A 14,562-nucleotide genomic window follows, 5' to 3' on the forward strand; every position below is an offset into this window, starting at 1 on the left:
GTCGGCGCGATGTGCGCGGCTTTACTCGAAACGCCGATCCTAACGCCACTTCAATAAAAAGCGGCGTCGATCCGCGAGGAACGACGCCGCCCGGCTCCGCGCGCGCCCGGAATCAGACGTTCTCGTCGTCCTCCGGATCGGCGGTTTCGTCGCCGATGCCGCGCGTTTCGTCCTTCACTTCGTCGGGCAGGATGTCGGCGTCGGTTTCGAGGTTGTTGTCGCCATCCGCCGATGCCGCCTCGCCCGTGCCGTAGCGGTCGGTATCGCTTGCCAGCTCCGCCTGCGACTGGCCGAGCGCGTGCGCGTCGAGTTCGTCTTCGATGTCGCCCGGATAGCGCTTCTCGCCCTGCACGTCCGAGCCGCTGTCGGAAGAATCGCTCGGTCCGAGCGCACCGGTGCCGTGTCCCTTGCCGATTTCCACGCCGCCCTCGTCGGGCGGGTTCAGTGTGCTTCCGCTCATCATTGACCTCCGTTGATCGTCCGACATCTGGATCGCAAGGGGCGTGCCGCACGGGTCGCCTCAAGAACGAAAAAGCCCCGCGCCGGATCGCCGGGCGCGGGGCTTTTTGCAACGAAGGCCGACAGTCAGCCGGAAACCTTCGCCGGACGCGCTTTCACGCCGGAGTTCGCGCCGGACTTCGACTCGGGTTTGACGCCGGCGACCTGCTTCACGGTCTTTTGCGTCATCGACGCGGCCGTCGCGACGCTCCTCAGATCGCTCAGGAACGAGTCGCGCCACACGGAGAGATTGTTCTCGCGCAACGGCGCCATCATGTCGGCGTGACGCGCCTGTCGCTCGGCGAGCGGCATCGACAGCGCCCGCTCCAGCGCCTCGGACATCTGCGAGAGGTCGAACGGATTGACGACCAGCGCGCCCGGTAACTGGTCCGCGGCGCCCGCGAATTGCGACAGCACGAGCGCGCCCGGATCGGCCGGGTCCTGCGACGCCACGTATTCCTTCGCGACCAGATTCATGCCGTCGCGCAGCGGCGTCACGTAGCCCACCTGCGACAGCCGGAAGAGCGCCATCAGCAGATTGCGGTCGTATTTGCGGTTGAGATACTGGATCGGCGTCCAGTCGAGCTGCGCGAAGCGGCCGTTGATGCGCCCCGCCTCGCCTTCCAGGTTCTGGCGGATACGCTGGTAGGTCTGCACGTCGGAGCGCGTCGGCGGGGCGATCTGCACGAGCGACACGCGGCCATGCCAGCCGGGCGCGTTCAGCAAGAGACGCTCGAACGCCTGAAAGCGCTCGGCGAGCCCTTTCGAATAATCGAGCCGGTCGACGCTCATGATGAGCTTGCGGCCGCGCAAGGCGTCGCGCAGGCTCTTGACGGGCTTCCGATTCGAGAACTGCTCGGCGGCCTTGGCGATCGCGTCCGGATATATGCCGATCGGATACGCGCCCACTTTCAGCATGCGGCCGAAGGCCTGCACCATGCCGTCGTCGGTCGCATGGCCGAACTTGCCGCGCTCGATATAGTCGACGAACGACTGCTGATCGGCCTGCGTCTGGAACCCGACGATGTCGTAGCTGCACATCGCCTGGATCAGTTCCTCGTGCGGCGGCACCGTGCGCATCACTTCGGGCACGGGAAACGGAATGTGCAGGAAGAATCCGATCGGGTTCGCGATGCCGAGCGCACGGCATTCCTGCGCGAACGGCAGCAGGTGATAGTCGTGCACCCAGATGATGTCGTCGGGCTCGATGAGCGCCTTGAGCTTTGCGGCGAGGCTCGCGTTCACGCGCGCGTACCCGGCATATTCCTCGCGGTCGAAGCGCGAGAGGTCGTTGCGATAGTGGAACGTCGGCCACAGCGTGGCGTTGGAAAAGCCGCGGTAGTACTGGTCGTAGTCGCGGCGCGTCAGCCCGACCGTCGCGTAGGTCACGTTGCCGCGCTTTTCGATCACGGGCGCCGACGCCTCGCCGACGATTTCTCCGCTCCACCCGAACCAGACGCCGCCTGTCTCCTTGAGCGCGTCCAGAACTCCGATCGCCAAGCCGCCGGCGGCGGGCTTGCCTTCCTGGATCGGCGCGACGCGATTCGATACCACGATCAATCTGCTCATTACAGCGTCACCTCATCAGTTGTCGTTGCATGCTCTAATTGGCGAAAGAAGGTATGCAAAACCCATGCCGATTTTTAAGATGGGCGAAATAAAATTTGTATTTGGATGTTACCGACGAACGAAAACACGCGACGATTCCGCGTCGCGGAGAAAAATTTGCATCGGTCCGGCCGTGGACACGGTCGCCCGATCAGGCGTCCTGCTCCGAGCCGAGGTCGCGCTGATAGTCGATTCCTTCGCGGCGCACGCCGCCCTGATTGTGCTCGCCATCGGGCGGCGCGTCAGGCGCGGGGCGGTTCTGACCGGCCGGATCGTGCGGCGGCGCGTCGGTGGATGGCGCGGGCGCGGGCGTTTCCTTGGTGGCGTCGGCGCGGGCTTCACGCTTGGACGAATGACGTGCGGAGCGTCGGAGTGCGGGGTGCCTCATGGGTGCCTCCAGGGCGAAGGCCGTCGTAGGAAGGGTCGGCGGCGACCCGTGTTCTGGCGAAAAAACGACCGGCGCCGCTCGCGCGTGCCGGTCATTGTTACGTCTTTCGTTGTAATGCCTACAGCATCCTTGGAAATTTCTTCAACACTTGCACTTTTTAGGGGAATGCGCCCTTTTTTTCCGTTATATCAGGCGATGCGTCGTGTTTATCGCGCGCTGTTTATCGCGTCGTTCAATGCGATGCCGCCATGTTTAGCGAACGTGCGGCGCCTCGTTCGGTCCGGGCGGCGGATCGCCTATCGGTTGTACCGGCGGCGTCGGCGGCTCGCGCGTCGGGTCCGGATTCGTATCGGGCGGGACCTGCGGCGGCGGAGTCGGCTCGTCGGGCGGCGTCACGGGCGGGTCGGGCACCTGCGGCGTCTGCGCGTGAATCGTGCGATCGAAAGCGGGATCGGACATGGCGGCTCCTGGTTGTTGTAGTGATGGTCGGACTCGTTGCGTCGAGGGCATCATGGCCCATCGAGCGAGCCTGACTACTGCAACAGCAAGGGGCATGCCCTTCAACATCCGCGCTGCCGAAAGCACCGCAGCCGACGTCGCGTCCTCATCTCATTATCGGCGGTGAAACGCCGGACTGCCAAAGAAAACGCCCGCGCATCTGCATGCGCGGGCGTCGGTTCTGCGGGCGGTTTTGGTCTGCCGATTGAGCGCGCTAGGCGCTTCCCGAACCTGCATCGCCGAGTTCGCTCGCCTCGCCGACCGCAGCCTTGTTCGCGTCCTCACCGTACTCGACGAGCCGGTTATAGAGCGTCTTCAGACTGATGCCGAGGATCTCGGCCGCGCGCGTCTTCACGCCGCCGCACTGTTCGAGCGTCGCGAGGATGAGCTGGCGGTCGGCTTCCGCGAGCGACGTGCCGAACGCGATCGTCACCGCGGTTCCGGCCGAAGGCTTCGAGAGCGAAATCTGCAGCGGCACCGTGGCCGTGCTGTCCGATTCGGCGCCCGACATGATGTACGCGCGCTGCACGTAGTTCTTCAGTTCGCGCACGTTGCCCGGCCACGGGTACGACGCCAGCATTTCGCGTACGGCCGAAGGAAAGGTCTTCTTCGTGTTGTAGCGCGAATTGAGTTCGTCGAGGAACGCCTGCGCGAGCAATTCGACGTCCTTGCCGCGCTCGCGCAACGGTGGCAGGTTGATCGGGAACACGTTCAGCCGGTGATACAGGTCGAGGCGCAACTTGCCTTCGAGCACCGCCTGCTCCGGATCACGGTTGGTCGCGGCGATCAGGCGCACGTCGGTTTCGAGTTCCTTCGTCGTGCCGACGCGCATGAACATGCCGGTTTCCAGCACGCGCAGGAGTTTCACCTGAAGCTCGATCGGCATTTCGGTGATTTCGTCGAGGAACAGCGTGCCGCCGTTCGCGCGCTCGAAATAGCCCTTGTGCTGGCGATCCGCGCCGGTGAACGACCCGCGCTCGTGCCCGAACATTTCGGATTCGATCAGGTTCGGCGAAATCGCGCCGCAGTTCACCGCGATGAACGAATGCTTGCGGCGCAAGCTCAGCTCATGCAGCGTCTGCGCGGCGACTTCCTTGCCCGTACCCGATTCGCCGATCAGCAGCACGGAAGCGGCCGTCGGCGCGACGCGGCCGACCTGGTCGTAGACGGTCTGCATCGCGGGCGAATTGCCGAGCATGAGGCCGAAACGCCCCATGCGGCGCAGTTCGCCGCGCAACGTGCCGATTTCCGCCTTCAGGTCGCCGGGGCGCGGCAGGCGCGACAGGATCGCCTTCACGCGCTGCATGTTGATCGGCTTGACGAGGTAATCGGTCGCGCCCATCTTGAGCGCGCTCACCGCCGATTCGACCGTCGCGTGGCCGGTGATCACGATGACCTCGACGCCGGAACGCGGATCGAGGTCTTCGAAGAGGTCGACACCGGAGCCGTCCGGCAGCTTCAGGTCGGTGAAAACGACATCGGGCGTCTGCCGCACGAGCTGGATGCGCGCCTCGCGCAGGTCGCCGGCCGTGGCAGTCGTCAGTCCGTCTTCGCCGATGATCGCGGCTAGTGCCTCGCGGGTACTGGGATCGTCATCGACAATCAATACATGTGGCATGCGTCTGGAGTGTTTAAAGCGTTGTCAGGTCACGCACCGCTTTGGGCGGCGCGGGCTTCTCTGGGCAGTCGTCGCGACGGCCAGGCCGAGCGCGGATCGGCGTCCTTAAACTACCCGCCGAAACCCGCTGAAAATGAAAAACTTGCCGATCGTTCGCACGACCAAATGGCGATGCGCATTGAATTGGCAAAAATTGCCATACAACGAACCAATGGCGGAACGTTCTTTGATTATAAGGCTTTATCAAGATAAAGCGCACGCCCATGAGGACGTGCGCCTGAGCCGACATAAAAGGGAATTGCGCGGATTAGCTGCGCGGGAAATGCCACGCTTCAGGCGTTCCGCCGATCACGCCGCTGCCGTTGGTGTGCCCGGCCAGCGGCGCCGCGCTGGACGGCGTCACGACCTTGCCGCCTTCGTCTTCCCAGCGATTCAGGTCGCGTGTCGCACGCTTTTTTGCGCTGTCCTGCGACTGCACCCATTTCCACGCGAGCACACTCCCGACGGCAAAGAGCGCACTGAAGATTCCGATTTTTGGTCGAGCCATTATGTTTCTCCCTTATCGCTTGAAATCTGCATCAAAGAAATCCGGTATTGCGAGCCGCGTCGAGCGGAACTGAAATCAGCGCGAAATCAGAATACCAAAGAAAAATCCGATGCCGGCCGCAATACCAAGCGATTGCCACGGATTGTCGCGGACGTATTTTTCCGTGCAGTCGACGCCCGCGCGGTAGCGCGATTGCGCATTCGCCTGCGCGTCTTCCAGCGCGCCGCGCGCCGTGTCGACGTGGTCGCGCAGACGCGCGCGCAGCGCCTCGACGCCCTCGCTCGGCAGCGACGCCGAGAGGCGCAGCAACTCTTCCGAGTCGTTCAGCAGCACCTTGATGTCTTCGATGATCTTTTGCTTGCCCAAGGCAAGCTGGACAGTCGTCTGGTTCATGTCGGGGGCCCTCGCTGTAGTTGATGTTGACGTGGTTTGCCGGCTGGCTCACTGCGGCTGTTCGGCCACCGCTGCGCCGCCCAGGCGCGAACGCAATCCGCGCACGATCCCGGCGAGGAGGAGCACGCTTCCCATCGCACCGAACACGATGCTCGTCACGTTCGACGCGCGCGAAAGCGTCGGCGTCCCGGCCGCGTACGCGAGCACCGCGCACATCAGCGACGTCACGAGCGCGACGGCCGCCCAGTGATAGATGTCGATCGGCTCGCCGGTCTGGAGTTCCGGCCGGTCGACTTTCGCCGTGCTCGGCCGGCCCGCGCGGCCCGTGCGGGCGCGCTTGGGCGCACGTTCGCGGGCGGGTGCGGAAATGTCGAAATTCAGGGAATCTTCCATGGCGATTTGCCGGAAACGGCGTCTTCGATTGCAGGTAGCCATCCTCCGCAGCATTCGTGCCAGCTTTCCACTCGGGCCTTTTCCGGAGCTCGGGCGCCCTCCTGACGATCGTTCGCTGATCGGCATGGGTAACAATTACGCCGTCGCCGTGTAACTTCCGGCCGCCTGCGGCGAAGCTTCCGGTATGGGTCTCGTTTGTCTAATTTTGAGAGGGGTGGACCGATGCTCATTGCCGCAACGACGCTGCGAATGGTTAAATAGCGATATTGAGATAAGTCGCGCGCCCTTCGCGTCCATGGCTGCCGCATGCAGCCCGCATGGAAAAACGCGGGCATCGGGCACCGGACCGCGAAAACCGCGGATGCAGCCGGCAGGCGGAATCAACGGGGAATCATGGTTGAGCACGCAGTCCATCGGCCGTCCGGCTGATGGAGAGTGCGGCCCCGGCTCGCCGCGAAGGTCTCCGACGACCCCATCTGCCACGCTCCGCGAGAGCGCTTTGGACGCCAGCCGGCACGCTTCTCTTGCCATGCCGGCCATCGTGCGTCGTCAAGAGCCCGACCAACATTTGCAGGACACAAGACACATGGCGTCAACCGAACTGGACCCGCCGGCCGTCGCCCCGGGCGATACGCCGACGCACAAAAAACGCAGCGCGGGAGAAGTGCCGGGCCTGAAGTCTTATGGACTTTTGTACGGCTCGTCCCCGGTGATGCTGGAGTTGTATTCGCAGATCGAACGCGTGGCCGCAACCGACGCCACCGCGCTCATCATCGGCGAATCCGGCACCGGCAAGGAACTGATCGCGCGCACGATCCACGATCACAGCGGGCGGCGCGACGCCCCGTTCATCGCCGTGAACTGCGGCGCGATTCCGGACAACCTGATCGAAGCCGAACTCTTCGGCCACGAGAAAGGCAGCTTTACGGGCGCGGTGCAGGGGCGTATCGGCTATTTCGAGCATGCGAACGGCGGCACGCTCTTCCTCGACGAAGTCACCGAGATGTCGCCCGTGCGGCAAGTGAAGCTCCTGCGCGCGCTGGAGACGGGCACGTTCTTTCGCGTCGGCGGCAACGACCTGATTCATTCCGATGTACGCGTGATCGCCGCGACCAATCGCGATCCCGTCGCCGCCGTCAAGGAAAACGGCTTGCGCGAAGACCTGATGTATCGTCTCGCGGTATTTCCGCTACGCGCGCCGCCCTTGCGCGAACGCGAGTCGGATCGCGAATTTCTCGCGCAGCATTTCCTCTCGGAGATGAATGCGCAGGAAGGCACGAACAAGGCGTTCAGCAAGCGCGCGCTCGACATGCTGCGCACGTACTCGTGGCCGGGCAACGTGCGCGAGCTGAAGAACACCGTGTATCGCGCGTTCATTCTCGCGGAGAAGACGGTCGAGATCGCGCATCCGCATCTTGCGTCGCGCGTGAAGAAGCCCGTCACCCAGGGCGACGCGATGAACGTGTGGGTCGGCACGCCGCTCGCCGATGCGCAGAAGCAGATCATCCTCGGCACGCTCAAGCACTGCGGCGGCGACAAGCGACGCGCGGCGAAGGCGCTCGGCGTGAGCCTTAAGACGCTGTACAACCGGCTCGGCGCGTACGAGAACGAAGGCGGCGATTCGGATACGCAAGGGCCATCGACCGAGAGCTGACCGGCACATCGCGCCCGGTGTGACGACATGCCACGGCCAGCGCTCGCTGGCCGTTTTTCTTCATACGCACTGGCGCGAAGCCGCGCACGCCGCTTTCTCCATTTGCAATTTCTTGCAATTTTCCTTTTTGCGCTATTCATCGCTTGCTTCAAAATGCCCCGGCAAACGGATTGCTTAGGGTTCCGAGCTTTATCGGAGGGACCGGGGCAGATGCGCCGCCACATCGAAAGAATAAAGACAGGCAGACGAAGGAAAAAGCAAGATGCAGACATCGGTTCAACGGCGCCGTTCGAGCGCCGTCGCGCTGGCCGCGATCCTCACGGGCGCCATCGCGTGCTCCGGACTCACAGGCTGCAACTCGCTCTATAGCGAAGGCGCCACCGCCGGGGCCGGTATCGCGGGCGCCGCGATCGCAGGGTCGATCACCAACAACGCAGCGGTCGCGACCGGTATCGGGCTGGGCGCCGTCGCCGCGGCCCGCGCGGGCGTGCAGTACTCGCAGCGCGTCGTTCACACCCATACCCAGGACAGCATCGCGAACGTGGCCGGGCCGCTCGCGGTCGGCGCCGTCGCGCCGTGGAAGGCGGTGCATTCGGTGCCGATCGAGGAAGACGAGAAAGGCCGCGTCACCGTGAGCCGCACGATCAGCAGCGGCACGCTCGACTGCAAGGAAATCGTGTTCTCCGTCGATCGCGACGCCACCGAGAACCGTGCCGCCGACACCGCTTTCTACGTCGCCTCGGTCTGCCGCGACGGCAACAAGTGGAAGTGGGCGTCGGCTGAACCCGCGACGCCGCGCTGGGGCGCCCTGCAATGACCGGGCGCCTCGTCCTGGCATTCGCGGCCGCCGCCGCGAGTTGCGCGTTCGTGAGCGGCTGCGCGTCGTCGTCGATCGGCGCGGCGAGCGGAGCGGCGGCGGGTCTTGCAACTGGCGTGGTGACGAGCAATCCGGCGGTCGGCATCGGCGTCGGCATTGTCGTGCAGGCCGCGACCGACGAAGCCGTGAAGCGCGTGATGAAGTCGCTGCACAAGGATCAGCAGGAAGCGATCGCGGTGACGGCGGGCGGTCTGACGATCGGCGAGACGCGGCCGTGGCACATGAAGCACACGCTGCCGGTCGAAAACGGCCACGGCGACGTGCGCGTGCTGCGCGAGTTCAACAGCGCGCTCGCGACGTGCCGCGAGTTCGCGTTTTCAGTGGTCGATGGCGACGAGGCCGGTGCGCCGCAAAGCTGGTTCCTCGCGACGACCTGCAAGGACCCGGGCGGCTGGAAGTGGGCGTCGGCGGAACCGGCCGTGGAGCGGTGGGGGAATTTGCAGTAGATTCGGTTCGCCCATAGAAAAAGGCAGTTCACATGAACTGCCTTTTTGATCGACGAAGCCGCGAATCACGACTCCACGTCTTCCAGACTCAACATCTCCGTCTGGTCGTTATACGAAAAAATCTCGCCATAGCGACCCCACGTGATGACCGCGTCGAGCGTCTCCTCGGCGGCCTTGTCGGAGAGAAAGTCCTCCAGTTCCTGCTCGAAGCGCACGCGCGGCGCGCGATGCCCCGGGCGTTCGTTCAGCACCTTGCGGATTCGCGCGGCAAGCGGAATGTGCCGCAAGAGATGCTCCGCGAACATCATCTTGCGCTCCTGCGTGCCGAACTCCGCGAACACGCGCGCGGGCGGCGTGAGGAAGATGTCGCCCTCGCGCACGTCCGCGAAACCGAGATGCTGCAGCACTTCGGCAACCGGAAACAGGTCGTCCACTTCCAGATGCAGCGAACGCGCGATCTCCGGCATGTCGGCGCGGCCGTGGTACGGGTCGGCGGCGAGCGTTTCGATCAGACCCGCCATCAGGTTCGTCGACACGTTCGGCAGCCAGCTTCCGAGTTCGAGCCCCTTCTTCGTCGCCTCGCCGAGCTTGCGGGCGGTCATCTTGGCGTAGATGTCGTCGACGAGCCGGCGGAACGCCGGGTCGAGCCGGTTGCGCGGATGCTTGAACGGCACCTTGATCTCGGCCATCACGCGCCCCGGATTCGACGACAGCACGAGAATCCGGTCGCACATGAACACGGCCTCCTCGATGTTGTGCGTGACGATCAGCACCGACTTGATCGGCATGCGCCCTTGCGTCCACAAATCGAGCAGATCGGTACGCAGGTTCTCGGCGGTCAGCACGTCGAGCGCGGAAAACGGCTCGTCCATCAAGAGCAAAGTGGGATCGACGACGAGCGCGCGCGCGAATCCCACGCGCTGGCGCATGCCGCCCGACAGCTCGCGCGGATACGCGTTCTCGAAGCCGTCGAGGCCGATCAGGTCGATCGCGGCGAGCGCGCGCTCGCGCCGCTCGCGCGCGCCCACGCCTTGCGCTTCGAGTCCCGCTTCCACGTTCTGCAACACGGTAAGCCACGGGAACAGCGCGAAGGTCTGGAACACCATCGCGACGCCTTTCGCCGGCCCGCGCAACGGCTCGTTCAGGTAGGTGACTTCGCCCGCCGTCGGTTCGATCAGCCCGGCGATGATCCGCAGCAAGGTGGACTTGCCCGACCCCGAGCGCCCAAGCAGGCCGACGATCTCGCCTTCGCGCAGCGACAAGTTCGCGTCTTCGAGGACGAGCAGTTCGCCTTGCGTCTTGTTGAAGCCGCGGCTCACGTTGTCGACGCGCAGGATTTCGCTGCCGAGGCGCGGCCCCGCCGGCGCGGCCGTGGACGTCGCGGTGTTGTGCTGTGCGGGCGTTTGCATGTTCTTCACGTTCTGCATCGGAACTCGTCCTCAATCCAGCCGGAGCTTCGCTTCGGCGTACGCGTACATCGGGCGCCACAGCAGTCGGTTGAACAGCGTGACAAAAAGCGACATCACGGCGATGCCGAGAATGATCTTCGGGTAGTCGCCGGCGGCGGTCGTCTCGGCGATATAGGCGCCGAGACCATGCGCGACGAGCTTCGTCTGCCCCCACGAAACCGCTTCGGCGACGATGCTCGCATTCCACGCGCCGCCCGACGCCGTGATCGCGCCGGTGACGTAGTACGGGAAGATGCCCGGCAGCATCGCCTGGCGCCACCACTGCCAGCCCTTGATCTGGAAGTTGGCCGCGGCCTCCCGATAGTCGTTCGGATAGGACGTCGCCCCCGCGATCACGTTGAAGAGGATATACCACTGCGTTCCGAGCACGATCAGCGGCGAGAGCCAGATGTCCGGGTTCAGGCCGAACTTCACGATCACGACGACGAACACCGGAAACAGCAGATTCGCCGGAAAGGCCGCAAGGAACTGCGCGACCGGCTGGATCTTCTCCGCGAGCGCGGGACGCAGCCCGATCAGCACGCCCACGGGCACCCAGATCACCGAAGCGATGGCGATCAGCACGACCACGCGCAACAGCGTGATCAGCCCGAGCACGAACACGCGCCCGACTTCATGCCACGTGACACCCGTCATCACGAAGGCCGTCACCTTCCACACGGCGATCGCCGTCACCAGCAGCACGACCGCGGCCCACGCGATGTCGCCGGCGCGCGTCGAGGACGCGGCCTTTGGCAACGACAAACGCACGCCCTGAAGCGAAGGCAGCTTGAGCGGCACGCGCGCGGCTTTCGCCAACAGCCAGCCGGCCGGCACGAGCAGCCGGTGAATCAGCCGCGTGCGGCGGATCAGGTCGAGCAGCCACGACGCCGGCGCGTTGCCCGAACTTGTCGTCTCCATGCGGAACTTGTCGGCCCACGCGACAAGCGGCCGGAACATCAGCTGGTCGTAGGCGAGGATCACGACGGTCATCGTCAGGATCACCCAGCCGATTGCGCCCAGATTGCGCTCGCCGATGGCCGTCGCGAGATACGCGCCGATGCCCGGCAGCACGATGGTGCGATTGCCGACCGTGATCGCCTCGGAGGCGACCACGAAAAACCAGCCGCCCGACATCGACATCATCATGTTCCAGATGAGGCCCGGCATCGAGAACGGCACTTCGAGCTTCCAGAAGCGCTGCCAGTTGGTGAGATGAAAGCCGCGCGAGACTTCGTCGAGGTCGCGCGGCACCGTGCGCAGCGACTGATAGAAGCTGAACGTCATGTTCCACGCCTGGCTCGTGAAGATCGCGAAGATCGCGGCGCACTCGGCGCCGATCACGCGTCCCGGAAACAGTGCGAGGAAGAAGGTGACGGTAAACGAAATGTAGCCGAGCACCGGCACCGACTGGAGGATGTCGAGCACCGGCACGAGCACGAGCGACGCGCGCCGGCTCTTCGCCGCGAGCGTGCCGTAGACGAGCGTGAACACGAGCGAGGCGACCATCGCCGCCAGCATGCGCAGCGTGGTGCGCAGCGCATATTCCGGCAGGTTCGACGGATCGAGCGAAATCGCCTGACTCTGCAGGGTCGAGATCGGCGCCATCGTCTCGTGGAATCCGACCGCCGCGAGCGCGATAATGCAGATGATCATCGGGAACGCGACGAAGTCCCAGCGATTGGGCAGGAGCCGCCACGCCGACGCGTTCGCCATGCGATTCAGATTGAAACCAAAATCCATCAGGGCCCTCCCCGTGAGGCTTGTATTGCTGCCCGCGCGCGGCGCGGGATGTTGCTCAAGTGCTCGGGCGGCGCCTGCCGCCCCGTCCATGAAAAGCCGCTTCGCGCGAAACGCGGCAGTGACAAGTGCGGGTCTCGCCCCTTTGCGCCCTTCGCGCTCTTCCGCGCCCTTCTGCGCCCTTCTGCGCTTTTTGCGCTATTCGTGCCGCAAACTAGTCGCGTCCCATTCCGAAAAGCCGGCGGCGCGTCTTGCTGGTTTCAAACCGATCGACACTACACCAACCTTCGTGACAGGCACAACCGCGGCGCCCGGGCACGGCGACTGTTGCTCATCGGCACATGCAAGGCAAAAATGAGGCCCGTGCCGGAACAAGACGAACCCCCGGCGAGGAACGTGTCCCTGCGCTTCCAGCGTGCGTTCGTTCGCAAGCGGACCTGCGCGCACGAGCGGTCGGCACGCGGCGCGCCGGAATCGTCGAAACGGGCTTGCGGCAGCGGTAAACCGGGCTTTTTTGCCGTTCTCCTTCCGCCCGGACCGACAAGACGCTTGATAGGCGGACAAAAACATCGTCCAATCGTGGCTTGTCTGCTAAAAGAAGAATTGTCCGGCCGATGCGCCCTTCGCGACTAGAGGATCGATGAACAAGACAACCTTGCACCGTGTGACCGCGACGCTCGCCCTCGCGTTGCTCGCATGCGCGTGCTGGGTCGCGGCCGGCGCGCTGTCGGACCGAATGGTACAACAAGAAATGTCCGCCACGGTGCGCGCGGAGCGCCAGATGGCGGCATCGATCGTCGACAACATGGCGCAGATCATCGCAAGCGACCTCGCGATGTCGCGCGCAATTCCCGCCACGCTCGCCCAGATGGACCTGATGCAGCACGCGCTCGTCGAGTCGCGGCATTATGCCTCGAAGCCTCCCGCGACGGAATCGGAGCGCCGCGCCGCCTGGATGGGGCGCCCCGAACTCGCCAAGGTCAACAACTTCCTGCACGACGCGCAGGGCTTTTCCGGGCTGGATTCGGTCTGGCTCGTCAACGATCAGGGGCTGTGCGTCGCGTCGAGCAACGCCACCGACGACAACAGCTTCATCGGCTTCGACATGAGCGAGCGCGGCTATGTGGCGCGCGCGCTGCTCGGCGGCTTCGTCGAGATGTACGGCGTCGGACGGCTGTCGGGCGAGCCGGGCATCTTCATCGCGGCGCCCGTCTACGCCGACGGCTTTCTGGTCGGCGCGCTGATCGCGAAGGTGAGCATCGACCGGCTGCGGCACTGGGTGTCGCGCGCGGGTACGTTCGTCACGGACGAGAACGGCGTCGTCGTGATGGCGCACGACGGCCGGCTCGAATACGAAGCGCTGCCCGATGCGCCCGTCACGAAGATGACGGTCGAGGAACGCGTCGATCACTATCGCCGTGAAGCGTTTCCACAACTGCATGTCGCGCGCGTCGGCGAGCAGATCCGCGCGACCGAGAAGTGGCTGCCGAGCGCGGTTGCGAATTCGTTCTATTCCGCGAACGGCAGTTCGACGCCCGCCCTCTACGACGAACGCACGGGCCTGAACTCAGGGCTCTCGGCGCATATCGTGCATCCACTCACGAGCTGGCCGGAACTCACGCGCAATCACAGCCGCGACCGCATCCTCGTGTTCCTGACGATGCTCGGGATCGTCGCGCTCGCGATCGTGATCGCGACGTCGTACTCGCGCGAGCGGCGCCTGCACCGCGCGACGCGCGATCTGGCCGAGCAGTTGCAGGCCGCCAATACGCTGCTTTCCGCGGAAGCGCGCCACGACGCGCTCACGGGCGCCCTCTCCCGCCGCTATTTCCTCGACACGCTGCGTCACGAAGTGGAGCTGGCGCGTGCAGCGGGCACGCCGCTGTCGGTGGCGATTGCCGATCTCGACTACTTCAAGCAGATCAACGACCGCTTCGGACACGCTTCCGGCGACCGGGCGCTCGAACATTTCGTGGAAGTGTGCCGCGCGCAGCTTCGTCCGAGCGATGCGATCGGGCGGCTGGGCGGCGAGGAATTCGGGCTGCTGCTGCCGCAGACATCGCTCGCGGACGCGCAGGCCGTGCTCGAACGCCTGAGAAAGCGCTTTCACCACGAGCATTGCGCGCATCTGCCCGACGAAGCCGCGCTTTCGGTGAGCATCGGCATCACGGAACTGGCCGAGGGCGACGCCACCGAATGGATCCTGAGCCGCGCGGACCTCGCGCTCTACGAAGCCAAGTCGCGCGGCCGCGACCGCAGCGAAGTCCGCCCGGCCGATTCCATGCCGCCCGCGCGTCGGCCGGAAAACTCGCTCACCGGCAAATGAGCGCCGCGCAGGCGGAAAAGAACCCTTCATCGCGCCCGAAATCCGCCTCCGACGCCTCCGACGCGCTCGACGCGCAGCAGGTATCATCGACGTTCGATATCCGACGCCGCTGTCCTCCGGAGGTTTTG

15 protein-coding genes are annotated in these 14,562 nt (G+C 64.8%); 5 read left to right on the forward strand and 10 right to left on the reverse strand.

Translation table 11 applies throughout. The features are described from left to right. Positions 1 to 112: 112 nt before the first annotated feature. From AWB66_RS04285 to AWB66_RS04305, 5 genes are all read right to left on the reverse strand, one after another. On the reverse strand, positions 113 to 463 hold the full coding sequence (locus AWB66_RS04285) for a chemotaxis protein (RefSeq protein WP_087629026.1): 351 nt from the start codon (positions 461 to 463) through the stop codon (positions 113 to 115). Positions 464 to 585: 122 nt separating this feature from the next. Next, entirely contained in the window at positions 586 to 2,067 is a 1,482-nt protein-coding gene (otsA, locus tag AWB66_RS04290; RefSeq protein WP_235020981.1) for an alpha,alpha-trehalose-phosphate synthase (UDP-forming), read from the reverse strand. A gap of 190 nt (positions 2,068 to 2,257) precedes the next feature. Continuing rightward, positions 2,258 to 2,494: a hypothetical protein gene (locus AWB66_RS04295; protein ID WP_087629027.1), complete on the reverse strand. Its 237-nt coding sequence runs from the start codon at positions 2,492 to 2,494 to the stop codon at positions 2,258 to 2,260. 252 nt (positions 2,495 to 2,746) lie between these two features. Further along, positions 2,747 to 2,953 carry a hypothetical protein gene (locus AWB66_RS04300; RefSeq protein WP_087629028.1) on the reverse strand — a complete coding sequence of 69 codons (207 nt, stop codon included), beginning with the start codon at positions 2,951 to 2,953 and terminating at the stop codon, positions 2,747 to 2,749. 253 nt (positions 2,954 to 3,206) lie between these two features. Next, a complete protein-coding gene (locus AWB66_RS04305) occupies positions 3,207 to 4,610 on the reverse strand; it encodes a sigma-54-dependent transcriptional regulator (protein ID WP_087629029.1) in 1,404 nt (467 codons plus the stop codon). Here AWB66_RS04305 and AWB66_RS32795 point away from each other — a divergent pair. Then, entirely contained in the window at positions 4,602 to 4,862 is a 261-nt protein-coding gene (locus tag AWB66_RS32795) for a hypothetical protein (protein ID WP_125469657.1), read from the forward strand. The two genes, AWB66_RS04305 and AWB66_RS32795, sit on opposite strands and share 9 nt — an antisense overlap. A 55-nt stretch (positions 4,863 to 4,917) precedes the next feature. On the opposite strand, the gene AWB66_RS04310 is transcribed toward AWB66_RS32795, so the two are convergent. The 3 genes from AWB66_RS04310 to AWB66_RS04320 form a co-directional block, all read right to left on the reverse strand. Next, positions 4,918 to 5,157: a hypothetical protein gene (locus tag AWB66_RS04310; protein WP_087629030.1), complete on the reverse strand. Its 240-nt coding sequence runs from the start codon at positions 5,155 to 5,157 to the stop codon at positions 4,918 to 4,920. Between the two features lie 75 nt (positions 5,158 to 5,232). Beyond that, entirely contained in the window at positions 5,233 to 5,550 is a 318-nt protein-coding gene (locus AWB66_RS04315; RefSeq protein WP_087629031.1) for an ElaB/YgaM/YqjD family protein, read from the reverse strand. Positions 5,551 to 5,598: 48 nt separating this feature from the next. Then, positions 5,599 to 5,943: a hypothetical protein gene (locus tag AWB66_RS04320; RefSeq protein WP_087629032.1), complete on the reverse strand. Its 345-nt coding sequence runs from the start codon at positions 5,941 to 5,943 to the stop codon at positions 5,599 to 5,601. 586 nt (positions 5,944 to 6,529) lie between these two features. On the opposite strand from AWB66_RS04320, the gene AWB66_RS04325 reads away from it, so the two are divergent. From AWB66_RS04325 to AWB66_RS04335, 3 genes are all read left to right on the forward strand, one after another. Next, positions 6,530 to 7,597, forward strand: a complete 1,068-nt coding sequence (locus AWB66_RS04325) for a sigma-54 interaction domain-containing protein (protein ID WP_087629033.1) — start codon at positions 6,530 to 6,532, stop codon at positions 7,595 to 7,597. Positions 7,598 to 7,859: 262 nt separating this feature from the next. After that, positions 7,860 to 8,414, forward strand: coding sequence for a hypothetical protein (locus tag AWB66_RS04330; protein ID WP_087629034.1), 555 nt, complete (start codon positions 7,860 to 7,862; stop codon positions 8,412 to 8,414). Beyond that, positions 8,411 to 8,920, forward strand: a complete 510-nt coding sequence (locus AWB66_RS04335) for a hypothetical protein (protein ID WP_087629035.1) — start codon at positions 8,411 to 8,413, stop codon at positions 8,918 to 8,920. Before AWB66_RS04330 ends, AWB66_RS04335 begins: the two co-directional genes overlap by 4 nt. Before the next feature lie 65 nt (positions 8,921 to 8,985). Here the strand turns inward: AWB66_RS04335 and AWB66_RS04340 are convergent, their stop codons facing one another. Next, positions 8,986 to 10,329 (reverse strand): ABC transporter ATP-binding protein, encoded by a 1,344-nt coding sequence (locus tag AWB66_RS04340; RefSeq protein ID WP_087629114.1) that lies wholly within the window; start codon positions 10,327 to 10,329, stop codon positions 8,986 to 8,988. Between the two features lie 30 nt (positions 10,330 to 10,359). Continuing rightward, on the reverse strand, positions 10,360 to 12,111 hold the full coding sequence (locus tag AWB66_RS04345) for an ABC transporter permease (protein ID WP_087629036.1): 1,752 nt from the start codon (positions 12,109 to 12,111) through the stop codon (positions 10,360 to 10,362). A 637-nt stretch (positions 12,112 to 12,748) separates the two neighbouring features. Between AWB66_RS04345 and AWB66_RS04350 the strand changes: the two genes are divergently transcribed. Continuing rightward, a complete protein-coding gene (locus tag AWB66_RS04350; protein WP_087629037.1) occupies positions 12,749 to 14,434 on the forward strand; it encodes a sensor domain-containing diguanylate cyclase in 1,686 nt (561 codons plus the stop codon). Positions 14,435 to 14,562 lie beyond the last annotated feature (128 nt).

The organism is Caballeronia telluris (assembly GCF_001544495.1).
Classification (GTDB): Bacteria; Pseudomonadota; Gammaproteobacteria; order Burkholderiales; family Burkholderiaceae; genus Caballeronia; species Caballeronia telluris.

Bases quoted from the DNA above. Each gene is read 5' to 3' on its own strand.
- AWB66_RS04285 (WP_087629026.1), bottom strand. From the start codon at position 463: ATGATGAGCGGAAGCACACTGAACCCGCCCGACGAGGGCGGCGTGGAA.
- otsA (WP_235020981.1), bottom strand. From the start codon at position 2,067: ATGAGCAGATTGATCGTGGTATCGAATCGCGTCGCGCCGATCCAGGAA.
- AWB66_RS04295 (WP_087629027.1), bottom strand. From the start codon at position 2,494: ATGAGGCACCCCGCACTCCGACGCTCCGCACGTCATTCGTCCAAGCGT.
- AWB66_RS04300 (WP_087629028.1), bottom strand. From the start codon at position 2,953: ATGTCCGATCCCGCTTTCGATCGCACGATTCACGCGCAGACGCCGCAG.
- AWB66_RS32795 (WP_125469657.1), top strand. From the start codon at position 4,602: ATGTGGCATGCGTCTGGAGTGTTTAAAGCGTTGTCAGGTCACGCACCG.
- AWB66_RS04305 (WP_087629029.1), bottom strand. From the start codon at position 4,610: ATGCCACATGTATTGATTGTCGATGACGATCCCAGTACCCGCGAGGCA.
- AWB66_RS04310 (WP_087629030.1), bottom strand. From the start codon at position 5,157: ATGGCTCGACCAAAAATCGGAATCTTCAGTGCGCTCTTTGCCGTCGGG.
- AWB66_RS04315 (WP_087629031.1), bottom strand. From the start codon at position 5,550: ATGAACCAGACGACTGTCCAGCTTGCCTTGGGCAAGCAAAAGATCATC.
- AWB66_RS04320 (WP_087629032.1), bottom strand. From the start codon at position 5,943: ATGGAAGATTCCCTGAATTTCGACATTTCCGCACCCGCCCGCGAACGT.
- AWB66_RS04325 (WP_087629033.1), top strand. From the start codon at position 6,530: ATGGCGTCAACCGAACTGGACCCGCCGGCCGTCGCCCCGGGCGATACG.
- AWB66_RS04330 (WP_087629034.1), top strand. From the start codon at position 7,860: ATGCAGACATCGGTTCAACGGCGCCGTTCGAGCGCCGTCGCGCTGGCC.
- AWB66_RS04335 (WP_087629035.1), top strand. From the start codon at position 8,411: ATGACCGGGCGCCTCGTCCTGGCATTCGCGGCCGCCGCCGCGAGTTGC.
- AWB66_RS04340 (WP_087629114.1), bottom strand. From the start codon at position 10,329: ATGCAAACGCCCGCACAGCACAACACCGCGACGTCCACGGCCGCGCCG.
- AWB66_RS04345 (WP_087629036.1), bottom strand. From the start codon at position 12,111: ATGGATTTTGGTTTCAATCTGAATCGCATGGCGAACGCGTCGGCGTGG.
- AWB66_RS04350 (WP_087629037.1), top strand. From the start codon at position 12,749: ATGAACAAGACAACCTTGCACCGTGTGACCGCGACGCTCGCCCTCGCG.